Origin of the sequence: Paraburkholderia sp. GAS333 (assembly GCF_050435665.1) — a bacterium.
Lineage (GTDB): Bacteria > Pseudomonadota > Gammaproteobacteria > Burkholderiales > Burkholderiaceae > Paraburkholderia > Paraburkholderia fungorum_A.
The window spans coordinates 506082-526920 of the sequence record NZ_JBNDKS010000002.1 but is presented as its reverse complement, the minus strand read 5'-3'; the positions used below and the strand labels follow the sequence as shown (position 1 = coordinate 526920).

The 20839-nt window shown below is 62.1% G+C and carries 18 protein-coding genes; 12 read left to right on the top strand and 6 right to left on the bottom strand.

The annotated features are described in order from the left end of the window. Positions 1-149 precede the first annotated feature (149 nt). Complete coding sequence (locus ABH945_RS11565) at positions 150-2051, top strand: DUF3857 domain-containing transglutaminase family protein (RefSeq protein WP_429250613.1); 1902 nt, start codon at positions 150-152, stop codon at positions 2049-2051. A gap of 42 nt (positions 2052-2093) precedes the next feature. Here ABH945_RS11565 and ABH945_RS11560 read toward each other — a convergent pair whose 3' ends face one another. Together ABH945_RS11560 and ABH945_RS11555 are read right to left on the bottom strand one after the other, a co-directional pair. Beyond that, positions 2094-3122, bottom strand: a complete 1029-nt coding sequence (locus tag ABH945_RS11560) for a serine/threonine protein kinase (protein ID WP_429251080.1) — start codon at positions 3120-3122, stop codon at positions 2094-2096. 140 nt (positions 3123-3262) lie between these two features. Continuing rightward, positions 3263-3475: a hypothetical protein gene (locus tag ABH945_RS11555; RefSeq protein WP_074762717.1), complete on the bottom strand. Its 213-nt coding sequence runs from the start codon at positions 3473-3475 to the stop codon at positions 3263-3265. A gap of 394 nt (positions 3476-3869) precedes the next feature. Here ABH945_RS11555 and ABH945_RS11550 point away from each other — a divergent pair, with 394 nt between their 5' ends. The 5 genes from ABH945_RS11550 to ABH945_RS11530 all read left to right on the top strand — a co-directional run bounded on the left by ABH945_RS11550 (position 3870) and on the right by ABH945_RS11530 (position 12103). Further along, positions 3870-7052: an efflux RND transporter permease subunit gene (locus tag ABH945_RS11550; RefSeq protein WP_429250612.1), complete on the top strand. Its 3183-nt coding sequence runs from the start codon at positions 3870-3872 to the stop codon at positions 7050-7052. A gap of 85 nt (positions 7053-7137) precedes the next feature. Beyond that, the gene (locus ABH945_RS11545) at positions 7138-8409 is read left to right on the top strand and encodes an efflux RND transporter periplasmic adaptor subunit (protein ID WP_429250611.1); all 1272 of its coding nucleotides are present in this window, start codon (positions 7138-7140) and stop codon (positions 8407-8409) included. Continuing rightward, entirely contained in the window at positions 8406-9956 is a 1551-nt protein-coding gene (locus ABH945_RS11540; RefSeq protein WP_429250610.1) for an efflux transporter outer membrane subunit, read from the top strand. Before ABH945_RS11545 ends, ABH945_RS11540 begins: the two co-directional genes overlap by 4 nt. A 470-nt stretch (positions 9957-10426) precedes the next feature. Continuing rightward, complete coding sequence (locus ABH945_RS11535; protein ID WP_429250609.1) at positions 10427-11638, top strand: MFS transporter; 1212 nt, start codon at positions 10427-10429, stop codon at positions 11636-11638. A gap of 279 nt (positions 11639-11917) precedes the next feature. Further along, positions 11918-12103 carry a hypothetical protein gene (locus ABH945_RS11530; protein ID WP_074762713.1) on the top strand — a complete coding sequence of 62 codons (186 nt, stop codon included), beginning with the start codon at positions 11918-11920 and terminating at the stop codon, positions 12101-12103. Positions 12104-12168: 65 nt separating this feature from the next. Here the strand turns inward: ABH945_RS11530 and mgrA are convergent, their stop codons facing one another. Further along, positions 12169-13212, bottom strand: coding sequence for an L-glyceraldehyde 3-phosphate reductase (mgrA, locus tag ABH945_RS11525; RefSeq protein WP_074762712.1), 1044 nt, complete (start codon positions 13210-13212; stop codon positions 12169-12171). A gap of 230 nt (positions 13213-13442) precedes the next feature. Between mgrA and ABH945_RS11520 the strand changes: the two genes are divergently transcribed. Then, a complete protein-coding gene (locus ABH945_RS11520) occupies positions 13443-13649 on the top strand; it encodes a DUF3185 family protein (protein ID WP_074762711.1) in 207 nt (68 codons plus the stop codon). A gap of 87 nt (positions 13650-13736) precedes the next feature. Here the strand turns inward: ABH945_RS11520 and ABH945_RS11515 are convergent, their stop codons facing one another. Both ABH945_RS11515 and ABH945_RS11510 read right to left on the bottom strand, forming a co-directional pair. Further along, positions 13737-14498, bottom strand: coding sequence for a phytanoyl-CoA dioxygenase family protein (locus ABH945_RS11515; protein WP_429250608.1), 762 nt, complete (start codon positions 14496-14498; stop codon positions 13737-13739). Between the two features lie 129 nt (positions 14499-14627). Continuing rightward, positions 14628-14972 carry a hypothetical protein gene (locus ABH945_RS11510; protein ID WP_143026204.1) on the bottom strand — a complete coding sequence of 115 codons (345 nt, stop codon included), beginning with the start codon at positions 14970-14972 and terminating at the stop codon, positions 14628-14630. Here ABH945_RS11510 and ABH945_RS11505 point away from each other — a divergent pair. Beyond that, positions 14971-15339: a hypothetical protein gene (locus ABH945_RS11505; protein ID WP_074766216.1), complete on the top strand. Its 369-nt coding sequence runs from the start codon at positions 14971-14973 to the stop codon at positions 15337-15339. The two genes, ABH945_RS11510 and ABH945_RS11505, sit on opposite strands and share 2 nt — an antisense overlap. 255 nt (positions 15340-15594) lie before the next feature. Here ABH945_RS11505 and metK read toward each other — a convergent pair whose 3' ends face one another. Next, a complete protein-coding gene (gene metK, locus ABH945_RS11500) occupies positions 15595-16785 on the bottom strand; it encodes a methionine adenosyltransferase (protein ID WP_074762709.1) in 1191 nt (396 codons plus the stop codon). Positions 16786-17072: 287 nt separating this feature from the next. Between metK and ABH945_RS11495 the strand changes: the two genes are divergently transcribed. The 4 genes from ABH945_RS11495 (at position 17073) to xerC (ending at position 20776) form a co-directional block, all read left to right on the top strand. After that, positions 17073-17957 (top strand): lipid A biosynthesis lauroyl acyltransferase, encoded by an 885-nt coding sequence (locus tag ABH945_RS11495; protein WP_074762708.1) that lies wholly within the window; start codon positions 17073-17075, stop codon positions 17955-17957. Between the two features lie 113 nt (positions 17958-18070). Beyond that, positions 18071-18934 carry a diaminopimelate epimerase gene (dapF, locus tag ABH945_RS11490; protein ID WP_429250607.1) on the top strand — a complete coding sequence of 288 codons (864 nt, stop codon included), beginning with the start codon at positions 18071-18073 and terminating at the stop codon, positions 18932-18934. Positions 18935-19086: 152 nt separating this feature from the next. After that, positions 19087-19809 carry a DUF484 family protein gene (locus tag ABH945_RS11485; protein ID WP_074762706.1) on the top strand — a complete coding sequence of 241 codons (723 nt, stop codon included), beginning with the start codon at positions 19087-19089 and terminating at the stop codon, positions 19807-19809. Between the two features lie 40 nt (positions 19810-19849). Beyond that, the gene (gene xerC / locus ABH945_RS11480) at positions 19850-20776 is read left to right on the top strand and encodes a tyrosine recombinase XerC (RefSeq protein WP_074762705.1); all 927 of its coding nucleotides are present in this window, start codon (positions 19850-19852) and stop codon (positions 20774-20776) included. Positions 20777-20839 lie beyond the last annotated feature (63 nt).

Here is a 20839-nt window from a genome sequence, read left to right as displayed (position 1 = left end):
GCGATGCCTTTCAATTGAGAACGACTATCATTACACATTTACCCGCTTTGCTCAATCGCAACGTGTTGCAGGCGCTTGACAAGCGCGCGGCGCAACCCGACTCTAGCTCCAGATCCCGTCAACGTTGCGCGTTCGGATACCTGCCTGCCATGCGATTCCTTTCGGTGCTTTGCGTCGTTTCAGTTGGCTGGCTTGCCGGCATCCACGTCGCGAGCGCGAGCGTCGCAGATAAACTCGACGATCCGTATACCAACGAAGGCGAGACGCAAACCTTCACCGTCAACGCCGACGGTTCGTATTCCAAGCTCGATTCCCTGACGCTGCGCGTGAACAGCGAGGCCGGCGTCGCGCGGGTGGCGCAGCAATACGTCTGGTTCAACCGGAACATGGCGGACGTGCAGATTCTCGAGGCGTACACGACGACCGTCGACGGCGTGCGTCACGAGGTGCAGCCCGACCAGATCCGCGACGTACAGGAGGCCCGTTCGTTCGACGCGCCGATGTTCCAGGACATCCAGGAAAAGGTGATCGTGTTCCCGGCGGTCGAACCGGGCGCGCGCGTGCATCTGACGTATCGCAAGACGCAGAAGCAGCCGATCGTGCCCGGCGAATTCAGCGACTTCACGCCGCCCGATCTCGCCCCGACCCACAACTTCCGTCTGATCTACGACCTGCCCGCCGGCAAGCCGCTTTATGCCGACGCCAGGGGTTTCACCGCGCAATCACCGGTCACGCTGAACGGCCGCACGCGTTACGAATTCCGCTACGACAAGGCGCATTTCAGCCGGCTGGAGAATGGCTCGATTGCGTACGTGTCGTATGGCGACCGGCTGATGGTGTCGACCTTTCCCGACTACGCCGCCTTCGCCGCGACCTATCGCGAATCGGCTGCGGACCCGGGCGCGCACGATCCGGCAATCACGCGACTCGCGCAGCAACTCACCGTGCACGACCGCACGCCGCGCGACAAGGCGAAAACGCTGTACGACTGGGTCCGCCGCAATGTGCGCTACGTGGCGATCAACGTCGGGCGCGGCGCGGTCGTGCCGCACAGCGCGAGCGCGATCCTCGCGAATCGTTATGGCGACTGCAAGGATCACGTCGCGCTGTACGGTGCGCTGCTCGACGCGGTCGGCGTGCGCAACGAGCCCGCGCTGATCAGCAGCGGCACGATCTACACGCTGCCGAGCGTGCCGGGTTACGGCGTCATCAATCACGTCATCACGTGGCTGCCGGACTTGCAGCAATACGCCGATTCGACCGCATCGAATGTCGAATTCGGCTTTCTGCCTTCCACCGATATGAACCGCCCGACCGTGCTCGTCGGCGACGGCGTACTCGCCAATACGCCCGCCACCGCGCTGATGAAACGCAGCACCGATCTGTCGATCAAGGTCGATCCCGACGGCTCGGCGAGCTTCACGTACCGGCTGGAAGACAACGGCCCGTTCGCGGAACAGGCGCGTGCGCGATTGCGCATGCAGACACCGTCGCAGCGCGAGGAGTCGATTCAGGCCGAGTTGCGCGGCGCTAACCTGCGCGGCACCGCCACGCTCAGCACCAACGATCTGAACGTCGCCGACGGCCCGCTGACGATCACGATGAAAGGCACGCTGGAGAGTCTGGTCGTGCCCGGCGCGGCGGCGTCGATTCGCGCGCTGACGAGTCTCGCCGGCGGCGTCGAAGCGGATACGCGTTACTGGCTCGGCGAGCGGCGGCGCACGCAGCCGTTCGTTTGCCACAACCTGTCGCTGCACGAACATGCGCGCATCGAGTTGCCTGCCAACTTCCATGTGCTCGATATGCCGGAGGCGAAGCGCGCACAAGACCGCTTCGTCGATTTCCAGTCGCAATACGCATTCGATCCGTCGAGCAACGTGGTGACGATGACGCGCGACGGCACCACGCACTTCGACAGCGACGTGTGCTCGCCCGATGATTTCGCGCAGATGCGTCCGGCGATCGAGGCGATCGGGCGAGACGTGCGCGCCGAGGTGATCGTGAAGTCGACGCTGGTGGAGTCATCGAGTGTGGCGTCGCAGGCGCCTTGAAGCGTATTGCACGCGCCACACTCGAAACTCGAATCGCAGGGTTCAAACCGGCCAGAGCGGCCCTTCCTGCATGGCGCCGAGTTGCTCGCGCATTTCGAGGATGCGGTCTTCCCAGTAGCGCTGCGTGTTGAACCACGGAAACGCCGCGGGAAACGCGGGGTCGTCCCAGCGGCGTGCAAGCCACGCCTGATAGTGAATCAGCCGCAGTGTGCGCAACGCTTCGACCAGATAGAGTTCGCGCGGCTCGAATTCGCAGAAATCTTCGTATCCGGCGAGCAGATCGGCCAGCGCACGCGATGCCTCGGCACGCTCGCCCGGTAGCAATAGCCACAAATCCTGCACGGCCGGACCCATCCGGCTATCGTCGAAGTCGACGAAATGCGGGCCGGCATCGGTCCACAACACATTGCTCGGATGACAATCGCCGTGCATTCGCAGCATGCGAATTTCGCCGGCACGCTCGAACGCGCGCTCCACACCTTCGAGCGCGAGATTCACAACGGTTTCCCATGCAGTGCGAACGTCGTCGGGGACGAAACGCTGCGCGAGCAAAAAGTCGCGCGGCTCGTAGCCGAAGGTGTTGATGTCGAGCGTAGGACGTTCGGTGTAATTTTGCGTCTGACCAACCGCGTGAATGCGGCCGATAAACCGCCCAAGCCATTCGAGCGTGTCGCTACGGTCGAGGTCCGGCGCGCGACCGCCGCGTCGCTCGAAGATCGAAAAGCGGTAGCCGTCGAACGTATGCAGCGTGCGGCCATCAAGTACGCGCGCGGGCACTGCCGGAATCTCGCGCGCGGCGAGGTCGGCGACGAACGCGTGCTCTTCGAGAATCGCGGCATCGCTCCAACGCTCCGGACGATAGAACTTCGCGACAACCGGCGGACCGTCTTCGACGCCCACCTGGTACACACGGTTCTCGTAGCTGTTGAGCGGCAGCATGCGGCCATCAGTGCGCACGCCTGCCGTGCTGAGCACGCTGTCGAGCGCGTCGAGCACGATTTCCGGCTGGAGCCGGGCGAAAGGCGCGGCGCTAGTGGCGCCGTCCTGAGGATCGGAAATGTCGTCGTTCATGCCCGCATTGTGCGCCGCGCCGCCGTCAAAGACGAGGGCCACGGCTCACGTTGCGGTTGAACATACGAATGACACGGCGACTTCAGCGTGACTTACAACACGCTTAACATCGCGCGCACGTAGCGAAACTCACAGCACGATCAATGTATCTGCGCGCTGGACGGACGCACCTGCTCGCCCGTATCGATCAGGTCTTCGAGAAAAAAGGGTTCAGTATTCAGGTGCTGCGACGTACCGGGCTCGCCCGCGTACCACGCAACCATGGCCATGTCGCCCAGAATGCGCATGACAATTCCGCGCGCGCCTTGCGGCACGGCGATGTGCACCGATCGGACAATGGAACCGATTTGCATGATGTTTCCCCGTTTCTCCCGTAGCCGGCTTTATGATTTCGCGCCGGTCAAGGTGATGATAAAAGCGTCGCTCCGTCGATAACGTTGCTTACGCACCCAATCTGCTGCGCGTGATACGCGTGAGAGGTTGAAAGTCATTGTTCCCGTTTTAAGGGACTTTGGAAAGTGCAAACGAAAATATCAAAAATGCAGGTAAAAACCGCTTCACCCGTCGTTTCGCCCTATTCCAATTACGGCTCGCTCAAACGATCATCTCGGCTTAACGCGTCGTAACGAGACAATCATAAACCCACCCGGGGGGAGATATCAAAAACGTGCACAACGTCCAGCTTATTTGCAACGTTTGCGGGTCGCGTAAGCTCGCTGTCATCGGCATTTATCGATTGCGCTAGTCATGTGGATTGTTCGACTCGCGCTTCGGCGCCCCTATACCTTTGTCGTCCTGGCCCTGCTACTTCTGATCGTCGGGCCGCTGACCATTCTTCGTACGCCCACCGACATTTTCCCGAACATCGATATACCGGTGCTCTCGGTAATCTGGTCGTATAACGGTCTGCCCGCCGACGAAATGGAAAAGCGCATCGTGCTCAATTACGAGCGCGGCCTCGCGACCACCGTCAACGATATTGAACATACGGAATCGACTTCGCTGAACGGCATCGCCGTCATCAAGATTTTTTTCCAGCCGCATGCGAATATCGACGAAGCGCTGGCTCAGGTCACCGCGCTATCGCAAACGCAATTGCGCTCGCTGCCGCCTGGCATCACGCCGCCGAATATCCTGCGCTATAACGCGTCGACGGTGCCGATCTTGCGGCTCGCGTTGTCGTCGGCGTCGCTGACCGAGCAGGAGCTGTTCGACTTCGGCAATAATTTTCTGAAGACGCAACTCGCCACCGTGCCCGGCGCATCGGTGCCATTGCCGTATGGCGGCAAGCAGCGGCAGATCATGGTCGATATCGATTCGCGCAAATTGCAGGAGCGCAATCTGTCGCCGCTCGATGTGGTCAACGCGGTCACCGCGCAGAACCTGATTCTGCCGTCGGGCACCGCGAAAATCGGCTCGACTGAATACTCGGTGGAAATGAACGGCAGCCCGGATTCGCTCGCCGGCCTCAACAATATTCCGATCAGATCCACCGCGAACGGCACCGTTTATATTCGCGATGTCGCGCATGTTCGCGACGGCTTCCAGCCGCAAACCAATATCGTGCGCGTGAACGGCCAACGCGCGGCGCTGCTCACGATTAACAAAAGCGGCAACACGTCCACACTGGAAATCGTCGACCGCATCAAATCGATGATGCCGACGCTGCGCAATCTCGTGCCCGAGTCGCTGAATATCGACCCCGTTGCCGATCAATCGCTATTCGTGCGTGCTTCCGTGCAGGGCGTATTGCGCGAAGCGTTGATCGCCGCGTGCCTGACAGGTCTGATGATTCTGTTGTTCCTCGGCAACTGGCGCGCAACGCTAATCATCGCCGTGTCGATTCCTCTGTCGATGATCACGTCGATCATCGCGCTCTCGATGCTCGGCGAAACCATCAACATCATGACGCTCGGCGGCCTCGCGCTCGCAGTCGGGATTCTGGTGGACGATGCGACCGTCGCGATCGAAAACATCAGCCATCAACTGGAACAGGGCAAGAATCTCGAGCAGGCGATTCTCGACGGCGCGCATCAGATTGCGATTCCGACGCTAGTGTCGACGCTGTCCATCTGTATCGTGTTCGTGCCAATGTTCATGCTGACGGGCGTCGCGCACTATCTGTTCATTCCGCTCGCGGAAGCCGTGGTGTTCGCGATGCTGGCGTCGTATTTCTTCTCACGTACGCTCGTGCCGACGCTCGCGAAATACCTGCTGCGCCATCACCATGTGGCGACGACCGCGCATCACGGGTCTGTGCAAACGCGCAATCCGTTCATGCGGGTTCACTATGCATTCGAGCGCGGCTTCTCGCGTTTGCGCGACCGTTATCGCGTGTTCCTCGAAGCACGCGTTGCGCGGCCGGGTCTTTTCGTTACGCTGTTTCTGGTTTGCTGTGGCGCGTCGATGCTGCTCGTGCCGTTTATCGGTCGCGACTTTTTTCCGGCCGTCGATGCGGGCACCATCGCGCTGCATCTGCGTGCGAAAACCGGCATGCGTGTGGAAGAAACAGCGGTCATGACCGATCGTGTCGATACGCGCATTCGTCAGTTGATCCCTGCGGGCGAGTTGCATTCGATCATCGACAATATCGGTTTGCCGGTGTCGGGTATCAATCTTTCGTACGGCAGCACCGGCACGATCGGCACGTCGGATGCGGACGTGCTCATCACGCTCAATCCCGATCATCATCCGAGCGCCGATTACGTTCGCACGCTGCGGCGCACGCTCACCGACGAATTTCCCGGCGTGCAGTTCGCGTTTCTACCTGCGGATATCGTCAGTCAGACGCTGAACTTCGGCATGCCGTCGCCGATCGATATTCAGATCGTGGGCCGCGATGTCGCGGGCAATCGCGTGTTTGCTGCCAAGTTGCTGAACCGTCTGCGCGCAGTGCCGGGTCTCGCCGATGCCCGCATCCAGCAGCCTGCGGATTTGCCGCGTATTTTCATCGACGTGGACCGCACGCGCGCACAGCAAGCCGGTTTCTCGCAACACGACATCGCGAGCAATCTGCTGATCACGCTGTCGGGCAGCCAGCAAACCACGCCGACGTTCTGGCTCAATCCGCGCAATGGCGTGAGCTATAACGTGATCACGGAAGCGCCGCAATACACGATCGATTCGCTGCAATCGCTCGCAAATATTCCATTGAACGCGAACGGTCGCAGCAACATTCTCGGCTCGCTCGCGACGATGAAGCGCGAAGCCGGCAATGCAACGATCAACCACTACAACGCGCAGACCACGATCGATATTTACGGCACCGCCGACGGTCGCGATCTCGGCGGCGTCTCCGACGATATCCGCAAGATCATCGACGACTCAAAGGCCGATCTGCCGAAAACATCGACTATCGAAGTGCGCGGCCAGGTGCAGACCATGAACGATTCGTTCTCGGGTCTGTTCGCCGGGCTCGTGTTCGCGATCCTGCTGGTGTATCTGCTGATCGTCGTGAATTTCCAGTCGTGGCTCGATCCGTTCATCATCATCACCGCGCTGCCGGGTGCGCTCGCGGGCATCGTGTGGATGCTGTTTCTCACGCACACCACGCTGTCGATTCCCGCGCTGACCGGCGCGATCATGTGTATCGGTATCGCCACGGCCAACGCGATTCTCGTGATCAGCTTCGCGCGCGAGCAGTTACTCGAACACGGCGACGCCACGCGCGCGGCAATCGAAGCAGGCTTCACGCGTTTCCGTCCGGTGCTGATGACCGCGCTCGCGATGATCATCGGCATGGTGCCGATGGCGATCGGTCTCGGCGAAGGTGGCGAGCAGAACGCGCCGCTCGGGCGCGCGGTGATCGGCGGTCTGACGGTCGGCACGCTGGCGACGCTGATCTTCGTGCCGGTGGTGTTCTCGATGATCTACAAACGGCTCGCGGCGCGGCGTCTGCGCGCGGCCGAACACGTGGTGCAGAAACCATGAAGCCGACTAACGCCATCGCCATCGCAATGACACGCTACACAAGAGGCAGCGCCGACTGCCCACGCATCTTCACAGGGGAAGTTTGATGGAAGCAAAACGTCCGGACGATTCCAGTTCCGCTACCGATACTGCGCACCGTCCCGCAAAAACGAAGCGCACTCGCGCAATTGCCGTCGCGGTGGCGTTGGCCGTGATTGCGCTCGCCGCGCAAGGCATCTGGTCGCGTCACGATGCGCACGCCGCGCTCGAACGCGATGCGGAGCATGCGAGCCAGTTGAGCGTCGAAGTGGTGCGGCCGCAGAAGTCGTCGGTTGGGCTCGATCTTGTTTTGCCCGGCAATGTGCAGGCTTTTCTCGACACGCCGATCTATGCACGCACCAGCGGCTATCTGAAGAAGTGGTACGCCGATATCGGCGCACATGTGAAGAGCGGCCAGTTGCTCGCGGAAATCGACACGCCCGAAGTGGACGATCAGTTGCGCGCCGCCCGCGCGGATCTCGCGAATGCCGAGGCCAATTACGCGCTGGCGAAAAGCACCGCCGATCGCTGGACCGACATGCTGAAAAGCAAGTCAGTATCGAAGCAGGAAACCGACGAAAAAGTTGGCGACATGCTCGCGAAAAAAGCCACGCTCGACGCCGCGCGCTTCAACGTTGCGCGACTCGAAAAAACGCAATCGTTCCAGAAGGTCTACGCGCCGTTCGACGGCACGGTGACCGCGCGCAATGTCGATGTCGGCGCGCTGATCGACGCGGGCAGCGCGGGCGGTCCGACGAAGGAACTGTTTCATGTTGCGCAGGCGGATCGTCTGCGAGTGTATGTGAACGTGCCGCAGGCATACGCACAGCAAATCCGCGCGCAGCAGAGCGCGTTTTTGACGCTGACGGAAACGCCATCGAAGCATTATCCGGGGACGGTGGCGCGTACGGCGGGCGCAGTCGATGCGCAACAACGCACAATGCTGGTCGAAGTCGATGTCGACAATCGCAACGGCGAATTGCTGCCGGGTGCGTATGCGCAGGTGCATTTTGCGTTGGGTACAGGCGAGGCGCCGTTCACGCTACCGGGCAACGCATTTCTGTTTCGCCCGGATGGCGTGAAGGTCGCGACCGTGGACGCCGATCACAAGGTGAGGTTGTTGCCGGTATCGCTGGGAACGGACTTCGGCACGCGTGTGGCGATTGCGTCGGGTTTGCAAGGCAACGAACAGGTGATTCTGAATCCGCAGGATTCGATCGTCGACGGAGCGGCGGTGCGGATTGCACCGCGCAAGGCGGATAACGCGAAGGGTGCTTCTGGTGCTTCTGGTTCTTCCGCAGCGCCAGGCGGCGAAGGGAAAGCGGAGGCGTCGTCATGAACGCGCTGGTCTCACGCGGCGAATCCACACGGTCACGCGGGCGCGCTTATACGCGAGCATGGTCAGTCGCTGCGCTTGTGTTCGCGCTCACCGCCTGTACCGTCGGCCCCGACTACGTGAAGCCGCCCACCACCACGGCCGCCACCTACAAGGAACTCGCGGGCAGCGGCTGGCAACCTGCGCAGCCCGCCGATACGCTCACGCGCGGCGCCTGGTGGAACATCTACGCAGACCCATCGCTCGATTTGCTCGAACAGCAGGTCGCCACCGCCAACCAGAACGTGCAGTCGGCCGAAGCGCGCTTTCGCGCCGCCCGCGCGACCGTCGCGCAATACCGGTCGAGCTTCTTCCCGGTCGTCAGCGCAAATGGCAACTATTCGCGGGCGCGGTCGTCGGAGAACGTGCTGCACAAATCGACCGCTGGCCTCACGCTGAACGACTACCTCGTACAAGCGGACGCGTCGTGGGAACCTGACCTGTGGGGTCGCGTGTCGCGCAGCGTCGAAGGCGCGAAAGCCCAGGCGCAAGCCAGTGCCGCCGACGCCCAGGCCGTGCTTCTGTCGATGCAGGCCGAACTCGCCACCGACTACTTCGAGCTACGCGGACTCGATCAGGAGCGCCAGCTTCTTGACGACACGCTCAAGGCCTACAGCGAAGCGCTCGATCTGACGCAGCATCGTTACGCGGGCGGCATCGCCACCGACGCCGACGTCGCGCAGGCGCAAACGCAACTCAAAACCACGCAGGCACAGGCACTTGATCTCGGCGTGCAGCGCGCGCAGCTCGAACACGCGATCGCGATCCTGACCGGCCAGTCGCCTTCCACTTTCTCGTTGCCGGTTGCGCCGCTCACGGCCGTGCCGGTGGTGGCGGCAGCGGGCGTGCCGTCCACGTTGCTTGAGCGACGGCCCGACATCGCAGCGGCGGAAAGACAGGTTGCCGACATGAACGCGCAGATCGGCGTGGCGACGGCGGCGTTTTTCCCGAGCCTCGTGCTGTCGGTGACGGGCGGACTCGAAGCGACCAACTACAGTCAGTGGCTGCTCGCGCCGAGCCGCTTGTGGTCGCTCGGACCTGCGCTCGCGGGCACGCTGCTGGATTTCGGCGGACGCGCATCCGTGAAAGAACAGGCGCGCGCGCACTACGACGAAAGCGTCGCGCAATACCGGCAAACGGTGCTTACGGCGTTCGGCGAGGTCGAGGACAATCTCGCCACGCTGCGCGTGCTCGAACAGGAAGCCAGCGCGCAGGACGACGCGGTAAGCGCCGCGCAACGGTCGCTGGCGGTCGTGTCGGACCGCTATAAGAACGGCGCGATTACCTATCTGGATGTGGTCGTCGCGCAGACTACGGCTCTGACGAATGAGCGCAATGCGGTGTCGATCGCGCGTCGGCGGATGGCTGCGAGCGTCGCGCTGGTGAAGGCATTGGGCGGCGGCTGGAACGTGTCCGATCTGCCGACTGATGAGCAGATCGTGCATCCGGCGGCGCCTGCGAGCGCGAGCGATGCGGGGGCGGGGGCGGGGGCCGGGGCGGCGCACGGTTGAGCGGCGTTTTTTTGCGGGCGAGGGGAAAGGTGGGGGAGGCGAGTGACGTGGCTGGATGCTTCTATGCTTTCGCGCTGAGCTGAGCTGAGCTGAGCTGAACGCATTAGCGGCGCCGCTTAATCCGTCGCTATTTCGCTTCGTGCGTGCGTGAACAACGCCCCCTCGCGCTTCACGACAAGCCGACTTGGCCCCCCGCTATCTCGCCTTGTGCCTTGTGCCTTGTGCTCTCGCCCTTCGCCCTTCGCCCTTCGCCCTTCGCCCTTCGCCCTTCGCCCTTCGCCCTTGCCTCCACCCTCTCATCTATCCCGCTGCCCGCCCCGCCAACCCAATCGTTCTTTTCAGCGTATCGTTAACTCCTTCGAAGACTTCGCTTCCTCCCAGGAGATTTTTTTGTGACCCCCTCGCCGGAATCCCACCGGACTGCTTCATCGGCTGCTCCCACTTCGTCTGCTTCCTTCACCGCCTCCGCCTTGTCTGACGTCGCTGATATCCCCTACCTCGAACGCGGTTCGCGAGCCTACTGGCGCGCCAGCATCGCGCTGCTGTTCGCCGGATACGCCACATTCTCGCTGCTTTACTGCGTACAGCCGTTGCTGCCGGCGTTCTCCGCGACGTTCAACGTGACGCCCGCGCAGTCCAGCCTGTCGCTGTCGTTCAGCACCGCTGCACTCGCGCTCGCCATTTTTGTCGCCGGTTTCGTTTCGGAAGGATGGAGCCGTCACAAGCTGATGACGCTCTCGCTCACCGTATCCGCGGTGCTGACGATCTGCGTGTCGATCGCGCCGCAATGGCATCAACTGCTGGTGCTGCGCACGCTCGAAGGCCTCGCGCTCGGCGGTGTGCCCGCCGTCGCGATGGCCTACCTCGCCGAGGAAGTGCATCCCGACGGCCTCGGGCTCGCGATGGGCCTCTACGTCGGCGGCACCGCAATCGGCGGCATGGCCGGTCGCGTGATCACCGGCGTGGTCGCGGATCTGTTCTCGTGGCGCGTCGCGATCGGCACGATCGGCGTGCTCGGACTTCTGTCGATGCTCGCTTTTCGCGCGCTGCTGCCGCCGTCACGCCATTTCGTGCCGCGCCGCGGGCTCGGCTTCGCGCATCACCGCACGGCGCTGCTCAAGCAGTTCACGCGACCCGGCCTGCCGCTGCTGTTCCTGCAAGGCTTCGTGCTGATGGGCAGCTTCGTCACGCTATACAACTACATCGGTTACCGGCTGCTCGCGCCGCCGTATCAGTTGAGTCAGACGGAAATCGGCGCGATCTTCGTCGTGTATCTGACGGGCGTGGTTGCATCGCCGTGGTCGGGACGCATGGCCGACACGTTCGGCCGCGCGCGCGTGCTCACCGCCAGCCTGCTGCTGATGGTGCTCGGTCTCGCGCTCACGCTGCTCCATCCGCTGGCCGCGATCACAGCCGGCATTGCCTGCGTGACGTTCGGCTTTTTCGCCGGACACTCGGTGGCGAGCGGCTGGGTCGGCCGCCTCGCGAAAGAAGCGAAAGGCCAGGCGGCCGCGCTGTATCTGCTCGCGTATTACACCGGGTCGAGCCTGATCGGTTCATACGGCGGTCATGTGTGGGCAAATCACGGCTGGAACGGCGTCGCCGGATTGGTCGGCACGCTGCTCGTTATCGGCATTGTTGCGGCAACACGGTTACGCAGACGCGAACAAACCGCGAGGTGATCGCGTGAGTCACGCTGTAATCCGTATCGCATGAAATACGATCAAAAAGTAAGGACGACGTAAGCAAACGCTTCATTTTTTCTTCGCGTTTTGCTGCGCCGCGCCAATCTCGGCGAGCCTTGATGGCTCTAGTTTCAGCAGCTTGCGAATAGCTGCTGAAACGCCGCCGGGCGTCGTTATGTTGGTCGAACTGTCTCCTATACTCAAACTGAGCTTTGGCGATACATGACTCCATGAAAGGAGCCGCCGCCTTCGCCAGTAATACATAAGGAGACAACCATGACGACCTACTTCACGATCGGCGATTTCATCCTGGTGATTCCGATGGCGCTGGCCGGTGCGCTGTTTGTCGGCGCGCTTCCCTGCAAGACGGAATTGCGGCACAACGCGCTGCGGGTCGTTGGCGCGCTGATCGGCGTGATGTGCGCGGTCGCGCTGGTCGAAGGATTGCCCGCACTGGTCTAGCGACAGCGCAAAAAAAAAGCCGCCTCACGGGCGGCTTTTCTACTGACGGGGTGACGTTTCGCGGATCAGATCGCCTGATCCGTGGACGGCTTTTCCCAGAGGTTGATTCCACCTTCGGTCGCATAGCGATCGATCTCGGCGAGTTCGTCCTTCGAAAACGCGAGGTTCTTCAGCGCGCCGACGTTCTCGCGCACCTGTTCAGCACGGCTCGCACCGATCAGCACCGACGTCACGCGTGGATCGCGCAGCGCCCACGCAAGCGCCATCTGCGCGAGGCTTTGTCCGCGACGCTGGGCGATGTCGTTCAGCTTGCGCACGTGCTCGATATTTTGCGGGCTCAGATGCTCCTGCTTCAGCGAGCCGCCGCCCGGCTTGTTGACGCGCGCGTCGTCCGGCACGCCGTTCAGATACTTGCCGGTCAACAGACCTTGCGCGAGCGGCGTGAACGCGATCGAACCCGCGCCGACCTGCTCCAGCGTATCGAGCAACTCATGCTCGATCCAGCGGTTGAGCATGTTGTACGCCGGTTGATGAATCAGCATCGGCACCTTGTATTCGGCGAGCAGCTTCGTCATTTCGAGCGTCTTCGCTGCCGAGTACGACGAAATGCCGATGTACAGAGCCTTGCCCTGCTGAACCGCAGTCGCCAATGCGCCGGCGGTTTCTTCGAGCGGCGTGTCCGCATCGAAACGATGCGAATAGAAAATGTCGACGTAGTCGAGGCCCATGCGTTGCAGGCTCTGGTCGAGACTCGCGAGCACGTACTTGCGCGAACCGCCGCCCTGGCCGTACGGACCCGGCCACATATCCCAACCCGCCTTCGACGAGATCAGCAGTTCATCGCGATACGGCTTGAAGTCGTCCTTGAACAGGCGGCCGAAATTCGTTTCCGCACTGCCGTACGGAGGGCCGTAGTTGTTCGCGAGGTCGAAGTGCGTGATGCCGAGATCGAAGGCCGTGCGCAGGATGTCGCGCTGCGTGGAGATCGGCGTGGTGTCGCCGAAGTTGTGCCACAGGCCGAGCGAGAGCGCCGGCAGTTTGAGACCCGATTTGCCGCAGACGCGGTACTGCATGTCCGAATAGCGTTCTGAAGCTGCTTCGTAAGCCATTGCTTGTGTCCTTGTTGGTGGAAGTCACCCGGTCATTGCGGGCGTGAGGCAATCGCGTGCTGCGGAGGCGTTCTGCTGCTATCTGTTGTCTGTTTTATCGAGGTAAAGCGGCAGGCAGACCGCTATGTTAGCCAATCGAAGCGAGACGTGCATGCGCCCAGTATGCGGGATGGACGATTGCTGACCGCTCCCCTAAACTTTGGCCGATCAAAGTCAAGGGAGAGCATCAGATGACGAAAGCGATTTCGATCGCGCTGATTGTCGGCGGTATCGTGTTGTTGTATTTCGGCGGGCAGGCGTTCAATTCGGTAAGCAGCGACGTCGCGCGCTTTTTCACCGGCTCGCCGAGCAACAAGGCGATCATGCTGATCGTGGGTGGCGTGGTGGCGACGCTTGCGGGAATCACCGGCATGGCGTTGTCCGGACGCAAGCGGTAATGGATTCGTGATTGGCGCGGCGCCTGGTGGTCTGTCTGTTCGAATGCTGATTAAACACATTCAAGCGCCGCTGCCGGAATCGGCAGATTAAAACGCCACCTCAGGCTTCGCCGCCGACCGGGTTCCCGGCAACGGCACATTGCTCGCACCGTGATAGGTGTACACGAGCGAAAACTTCACCTGATCGCTGAGATTCTTGCCCGCTGAATGCAGCGTGTTGCAGTGGAAAAACACCACGTCACCGGCTTTGAGTTCGGGCGACACGGCACTGCGAATCCACGCCTGATTTTCTTCCAGATCCGAACGGAAAAACTTGGCTTCATCGAAACGATCCGATGTGAACGGAGCGTTGTGCGATTTCGGCACCAGCCACAGAGCGCCGTTGTCGACGGTTTCGGAACCTACCGCGAGCCACACCGACACCAGATCGTCCCGCTCGAACGACCAGTAACGCACATCGCGATGCCAGCCGGTCAGGCTGCCGTACGCTGGGTGCTTGGTCATCATGCAGTTGTGATGCGCACGCGACAGACGCGGCTCTTCACCGAAATACAGTTCCATCCAGCCGCGGATTTCCGGCGCGGTCGCCCATTGCGCAAACGCCGGGTGACGGCCATATGCGTCGAGCAAACGCCGCACCGTATGTCCGCCAGGCGCATGTTTCGACGACGGCGCGCCCGGATATTGCAGATCCGCTTCGAACTCGATCGGCGCGGCGGCTTCGACCAACTGCTGCTGCGCAATCTGCTTCAGTTCTTCGCAGCGCTCGGGCGACACCAATCCGGGCACGACGACAAAACCCTGCTCCCGCAACGTATGAATCTGCTCTTTCTTCGAATGAAGTGACATGGTGTTCCGTTACTGTTCACTAACTGATGCTCGATTGTAAAACGGGCGCGATGGCGGTGCGCGCAGTTTCACCGTGCCGCGAGTCGCGATGACCTTACCGCCTTACGCACTACTTTCACGCGTCGCGATTTATTGCGTGGCACGTTGAATGGGCAAACACGCACGATAATCGACCGCAAAGGGCGCGATCGATCCGGTATGCGCTGCGATCAACCCGGTAAAAACCCGTATTCGCAGGGTAAAAACCGACTTTCTGGCGTCACGAATCGCGTGTAGCCTGCACGCATGTTGATCGTCACTCCCGCGTTTTTGCACCGTGCACCGGCCGTCAAGGCCCGAGCCGTCGGCCTCCGCGCTTTTTTCAGTCGAATTCCGGGCATTCGTGCCGTTTATCGCGACGCCGTTATTGGCACATTTGGTGCTGCTAATGGCGCACTTTCCGTCGCGCGACACATTGCCCACTTGTGAAGCCATGCATACTCTTCTGAGCACCCGTCTTACCCGCGCCGCGCTGAAAGCGGCGCGTCCTGCGCGCCGTCATGTGATGCGCGCGCTGCGTCACCACGCCACGCGCACCCGCGCATTAGGCGAACAGTGGCGCGATGCGAAAGCCGTCGACGGCATTCGCACGTGGTTCCACACATTCTTCTCCGCATTGCGACTGCAGGGCAGTTCGCGACGCTTTTCACTTCGCACGCTGCTGCGCAAACCGACGCCGCTGCATCTGTCGCTGAAGAAGCGCATTGCCATCGCCGCGCCGAAGAACACGAGCCGCAAGCCGCGCCGGATGTCGACGAACGGCAGCACCGGCTGGTTTGCGTTTGCATTTTCGAGCCGCTGAGCGAATCCTTAAAGCAGCTTTTCAACGCGATGCAATAGCGTTGGCGCGACCTGGACGGCAAACAGCGCGATGCAGGTATTGGCTGTAACCAGCATGATCCAGGTACGCTTAAGCGAGCACCCTGGCTTGCGCAGTTCGGACGGAAACCGCGCTTTCATCTCGCTACTGTTCAGCGCAACGCAACCGGCAACAAAAAACCCCGCACGGCTTTCGCCGTGCGGGGTTTTTCGCTTCTGAAACGTGTGCGGCTAGCGCTTATTCAGCCAGCGCGGCAACCGGTTCCGTGCCGGCGGCTTCGGCGAGTGCCAGAGCCTTGTCGGTGGCTTCCCACGTGAATTCCGGCTCTTCGCGGCCGAAGTGGCCATACGCAGCGCTCTTCTCGTAGATCGGACGCAGCAGGTCCAGCATCTGGATGATGCCCTTCGGACGCAGGTCGAAATGCTCCTGCACCAGACGCGTGATCGTCGCATCCGACACGCGGCCCGTGCCGAACGTGTTGACCATGACCGAGGTCGGCTGAGCCACGCCGATCGCGTACGAAACCTGAATCAGGCAGCGCGAAGCCAGACCAGCGGCCACGATGTTCTTCGCGACGTAACGGCCGGCGTAAGCCGCCGAACGGTCGACCTTCGACGGGTCCTTGCCCGAGAACGCGCCGCCGCCGTGCGGAGCAGCACCGCCGTACGTATCGACGATGATCTTGCGGCCCGTCAGACCGCAGTCGCCTTGCGGACCGCCAATCACAAAACGGCCGGTCGGGTTCACCAGGAACTTGATGTCGCCCTTGATCAGGTCAGCCGGCAACGTCGGCTTGATGACTTCTTCGATCACAGCTTCGCGCAGCGTGTTCAGATCGATGTCCGGCGAATGCTGCGTGGACAGCACGACGGTGTCGATCGAATGCGGCTTGCCGTCGACGTAACGCACGGTGACCTGCGACTTCGCATCCGGGCGCAGCCACGGCAAACGGCCGTCACGGCGCAGATTCGCCTGACGCTCGACCAGACGGTGCGACAGGTGGATCGGCAACGGCATCAGTTCCGGCGTTTCTTCACACGCATAGCCGAACATCAGGCCCTGGTCGCCAGCGCCTTGATCGAGGTTGTTGTCGTGCGCGCGGTCCACGCCCTGGGCGATGTCCGGCGATTGCTTGTCGTACGCGACGAGCACCGCGCAGCCGCGGTAGTCGATGCCGTAGTCGGTGTTGTCGTAGCCGATGCGCTTGATCGTGTTGCGCGCGACCTGGATGTAATCGACGTTCGCGGTCGTGGTGATTTCACCGGCCAGCACGACGAGACCCGTGTTGCACAGCGTTTCGGCTGCGACACGCGAATATTTGTCCTGCGCGAGGATGGCGTCGAGAATGGCGTCCGAAATCTGGTCCGCGACTTTGTCGGGATGGCCTTCGGAGACGGATTCGGAAGTGAAGAGATAGTCGTTTGCCACGTTGCAGACTCCTGTTGTGTGGTTACGGTTGAGTTTCACGTAGCCAGCTTCGGGAGTCTGAAGCGGCGACGCTTTAGCGGATTACCTGACCGACCGGCGCTTTTCACACGATTAACACGTGGATCGCACCTGCCAGCTTCGCCCCGCAAGTTGTCTATTAACTCGGCGAAGCCCTTATTATAGCGACTTCCATTGATTGTCACAGAGTGTCCACGAGTGCGGTATTACGACAACTTTTCCGCTTTCCTGAAACCCGTTACGTGTCACCCCTCCTTTTCGGAGGCCGCATGCTGAGCCGATATGGGGTGAAGCTCGCGATCGGGTTGCTCAAACTTTTCGCGCTGCTGCCGTACGGGTTCATCGCCCGTCTCGGTGACGGCCTCGGCTGGCTGCTCTATCAGATTCCGAGCCGGCGCAAGCGCATCGTTCATATCAATCTGAAGTTGTGCTTCCCGGAATGGAGCGACGAGCGCCGCGAAGACGTCGCGCAGAAGCATTTTCGCCACGCGATCCGCAGCTATCTGGAGCGCAGCGTGCAGTGGTTCGGCTCCGCGAAAAAGCTCGAGAAGCTGGTCCAGGTGGACAGCGAAATCGATCTGACGGACCCGGATATGCCGCCCACGCTGCTGCTCGGCTTTCACTTTGTGGGCATCGAGGCTGGCTCGATCTTTCTGAATTACTCGCTCAAGCGCCAGTGCGGTTCGCTTTATCAGCCGATGTCGAACCATGAACTCGACGAAGTCGCCAAAGCGGCGCGCGCGCGTTTCGGCGCGGATATGGCGAGCCGCGCCGACAGCGCGCGCATCGTGCTGCGCTGGCTGCGCGAACGCAAACCGGTGATGCTCGGCGCGGACATGGATTACGGCGCGCGCAATTCCACCTTCGTGCCCTTTTTCGGCGTGCCGACCTGCACGCTGACCGCCGTGGGACGTCTCGCGAAGGTCGGGCATGCGCAGGTCGTGCCGTTCATCGGCGAGGTGCTGCCGAACTACAAGGGTTATCGGCTGAAGGTGTTCAAGCCGTGGGACAACTATCCGACCGGCGACGACGACGCGGACGCACGTCGAATGAATGCGTTTCTCGAAGAACAGATTCCTTTGATTCCCGAGCAGTATTACTGGGTGCACAAGCGCTTCAAGACCCGGCCGCCAGGCGACCCGAGCGTTTATTGATCGGCACGACCGGCACGCCCAACGTAATCCACCGAGTCCGCGAAAAAAGCGCCCGAACGCGGAAATAATGCGGCGTTCGGCGCACCCGTGGGCGCGTCACTTACAATAGCGCGATGAAATTGAAATTCACCAAAATGCACGGCGCGGGCAACGACTTTGTCGTGCTCGACGGCTACACCCAACCGGTCAACCTGACGCCGGCGCAGGTGCGCGCGCTCGCGGACCGGCATTTCGGCGTCGGCGCCGACCAGCTTCTGCTGGTCGAAAAGCCCACCATTGAAGGCGTCGATTTCAGGTACCGCATCTTCAATTGCGACGGTGGCGAAGTCGAGCATTGCGGCAACGGCGCGCGCTGCTTCGTCAAGTTCGTGCGCGACAACGGCCTCACCGATCAACGCACGGTGCGCGTGCAGGTGCAGAACGGCACCATCACGCTGACCATGCAGGAAAATGGCGAAGTGCTGGTCGACATGGGCGCGCCGGTGTTCGAACCGGAACGCGTGCCGTTCGCCACTAAAGGGATCGTGGGCCGCCGCGAAGGCGCGGACACGCTCTGGCCGCTCGACGTGAACGGCACGACCCGCTGGATTTCAGTGGTGTCGATGGGCAATCCGCACGCGGTGCAGATCATCGACGACGTCGAGGCATTCCCGGTGCTGGTCGAAGGTCCGGTGATCGAGAAGCATGCGCGCTTTCCGCAGCGGGTGAACGCGGGCTTCATGCAGATCGTCGGCCGTAGCGAGGTCAAGCTGCGCGTCTACGAACGTGGCGCGGGCGAGACGCTGGCCTGCGGCACGGGCGCGTGCGCGGCGGTGGCCGCGGGCATCCGTCGCGGTCTGCTGGATGCGCCGGTGCTGGTGCACACGCACGGCGGCAAGCTCACCATCACGTGGGACAGCGCGAAGCAAAACGAGCCGTTGCTGATGGCCGGCCCCGCCGCGACCGTCTTCTCGGCCGAAATCGAGCTGGCCGACTGACCGGCCCGATCGAGCGGATTGAATGACTGGCTGGCCGATTATCGAAGCAGGTAGCGTCTCATCGACGCGCGTCATCGACGATTAACGGCCGCCTGAACTGATTGACCGATGCGCCGCCTCAGGCGGCGTCCCGTAGTCCTTTAGCCGAAACCATGAACGATCGCGAAGTCGCCGACTACCTGCTCGCCACCCCCGAATTCTTCGCCGACCACGCGGAAATGCTCGCGACTATCCGGCTTGCGAACCCGCATGGCAAAGCCGCGGTGTCGCTGCAGGAGCGGCAGATGGAAATGCTGCGCGACAAGAACAAGCATCTCGAACGGCGCCTGGCCGAATTGCTGCGCTACGGTCACGAGAACGACAGCATCGCGTCGAAATTCAACCGTTGGACCATTCGCGTGCTGGGCGAGCGCGATCCGTACGCATTGCCGCGCACCATCGCCACCGGCTTGCGCGAAATCTTCGACGTGCCGCAAGCGGCACTGCGCGTGTGGGATGTCGCCGAGCCTTACGCACAGGCCGATTTCGCACGTCATACCGGCGAGGAAGTGCGCATTTTCGCGAGCAGCCTCACGTCGCCGTATTGCGGCGCGAACACGGGCTTCGAAGCCGCGCAATGGCTGATGCCGGCAGCGAACGCAGCGAGCGATGAAAACGCCTCCGGCAACGGCGCAGCCGATCAGCCGCACGTCACCGAATCGATCGCACTGCTTGCGCTGCGCGACCCCGAAGGCAAGGAAGACGCGCCCACGTTCGGCCTGCTGGTGATGGGCTCGGCGGACGCACGCCGCTTCCACGACGGCATGGCCACCGACTTCCTGACGCAGATCGGCGCGCTGGCCAGCGCCGCGCTGAGCCGCCTTTTGCCGCGCTGATCCTGCGATCATCCCGCGCCAGCCGCCGCCCAAGCCCACCGTGACCGACGCCGCCGACCCGATCGCCGCTTATCTGTCGAATCTCGAACATGAGCGGCGGCTGTCGGCGCATACGCTGCGCGGCTACGCGCACGAACTCGAAGAACTCCGGTTGCTGGCCAAAGGCCGGCCGCTGGAAAGCCTCACCGCCGTGGACATTCGCGGCGCCGTATCGCGAGCGCACGCGGGCGGACTGACGGCTCGCTCGATCAGCCACCGGTTGTCGGCGTGGCGCGCGTTTTATCGCTGGCTCGCCGGCCGCATCGATCTGCCGGCCAACCCCGTCGCCGCCGTGCGCGCGCCGAAGCAGGCCAAGACGCTGCCCAAAGCCCTCTCCGTCGACGACACCGCGCGCCTGATGGACAGCCCGCGCCCTGAATCGGCGGAAGGTTTGCGCGATGATGCGATCCTCGAACTGTTCTACTCGTCCGGGCTGCGTCTCGCGGAACTGGTCGGTCTCGACGCGCGGTACACCGACGCCGACGGCTACCGCTCCGCCGGCTGGCTCAAGCTGGATTCCGCCGAAGTCGAAGTGCTCGGCAAGGGCAACCGGCGCCGCCTCGTGCCGGTCGGCAGCAAGGCGCTGGAAGCCTTGCGGGCCTGGCTCGCAGTGCGCGACCAGATGGTGAAGCACGATCCGCATCCGCTCTTTCTGTCGGCGCGCGGCAACCGGCTGTCGCCGAATGTCGTGCGCGACCGCGTGAAGCGCGCGGCGCTGGCTGCAGGCATTCCCGCCAACGTGCATCCGCACGTGTTGCGGCATTCGTTCGCCACGCACGTGCTGCAGTCGAGCGGCGATCTGCGCGCCGTTCAGGAGTTGCTCGGCCACGCCAGCATCACCGCGACGCAGGTTTATACCGGGCTCGATTTCCAGCATCTCGCCAAGGTCTACGATCAGGCGCATCCGCGCGCCAAAAAACGCGACTGACGCCGCTTTTTGCGGTTTTGTCGTCCCCTTTTCGCTTTCCCCGCCGTGAGCGTTTTGCCATCC

What these genes read in the sequence shown, in the direction of transcription:
- ABH945_RS11565 (WP_429250613.1), top strand. Translation starts at nt 150, where the DNA reads ATGCGATTCCTTTCGGTGCTTTGCGTCGTTTCAGTTGGCTGGCTTGCC.
- ABH945_RS11560 (WP_429251080.1), bottom strand. Translation starts at nt 3,122, where the DNA reads ATGAACGACGACATTTCCGATCCTCAGGACGGCGCCACTAGCGCCGCG.
- ABH945_RS11555 (WP_074762717.1), bottom strand. Translation starts at nt 3,475, where the DNA reads ATGCAAATCGGTTCCATTGTCCGATCGGTGCACATCGCCGTGCCGCAA.
- ABH945_RS11550 (WP_429250612.1), top strand. Translation starts at nt 3,870, where the DNA reads ATGTGGATTGTTCGACTCGCGCTTCGGCGCCCCTATACCTTTGTCGTC.
- ABH945_RS11545 (WP_429250611.1), top strand. Translation starts at nt 7,138, where the DNA reads ATGGAAGCAAAACGTCCGGACGATTCCAGTTCCGCTACCGATACTGCG.
- ABH945_RS11540 (WP_429250610.1), top strand. Translation starts at nt 8,406, where the DNA reads ATGAACGCGCTGGTCTCACGCGGCGAATCCACACGGTCACGCGGGCGC.
- ABH945_RS11530 (WP_074762713.1), top strand. Translation starts at nt 11,918, where the DNA reads ATGACGACCTACTTCACGATCGGCGATTTCATCCTGGTGATTCCGATG.
- mgrA (WP_074762712.1), bottom strand. Translation starts at nt 13,212, where the DNA reads ATGGCTTACGAAGCAGCTTCAGAACGCTATTCGGACATGCAGTACCGC.
- ABH945_RS11520 (WP_074762711.1), top strand. Translation starts at nt 13,443, where the DNA reads ATGACGAAAGCGATTTCGATCGCGCTGATTGTCGGCGGTATCGTGTTG.
- ABH945_RS11515 (WP_429250608.1), bottom strand. Translation starts at nt 14,498, where the DNA reads ATGTCACTTCATTCGAAGAAAGAGCAGATTCATACGTTGCGGGAGCAG.
- ABH945_RS11505 (WP_074766216.1), top strand. Translation starts at nt 14,971, where the DNA reads ATGCATACTCTTCTGAGCACCCGTCTTACCCGCGCCGCGCTGAAAGCG.
- ABH945_RS11510 (WP_143026204.1), bottom strand. Translation starts at nt 14,972, where the DNA reads ATGGCTTCACAAGTGGGCAATGTGTCGCGCGACGGAAAGTGCGCCATT.
- ABH945_RS11495 (WP_074762708.1), top strand. Translation starts at nt 17,073, where the DNA reads ATGCTGAGCCGATATGGGGTGAAGCTCGCGATCGGGTTGCTCAAACTT.
- dapF (WP_429250607.1), top strand. Translation starts at nt 18,071, where the DNA reads ATGAAATTGAAATTCACCAAAATGCACGGCGCGGGCAACGACTTTGTC.
- ABH945_RS11485 (WP_074762706.1), top strand. Translation starts at nt 19,087, where the DNA reads ATGAACGATCGCGAAGTCGCCGACTACCTGCTCGCCACCCCCGAATTC.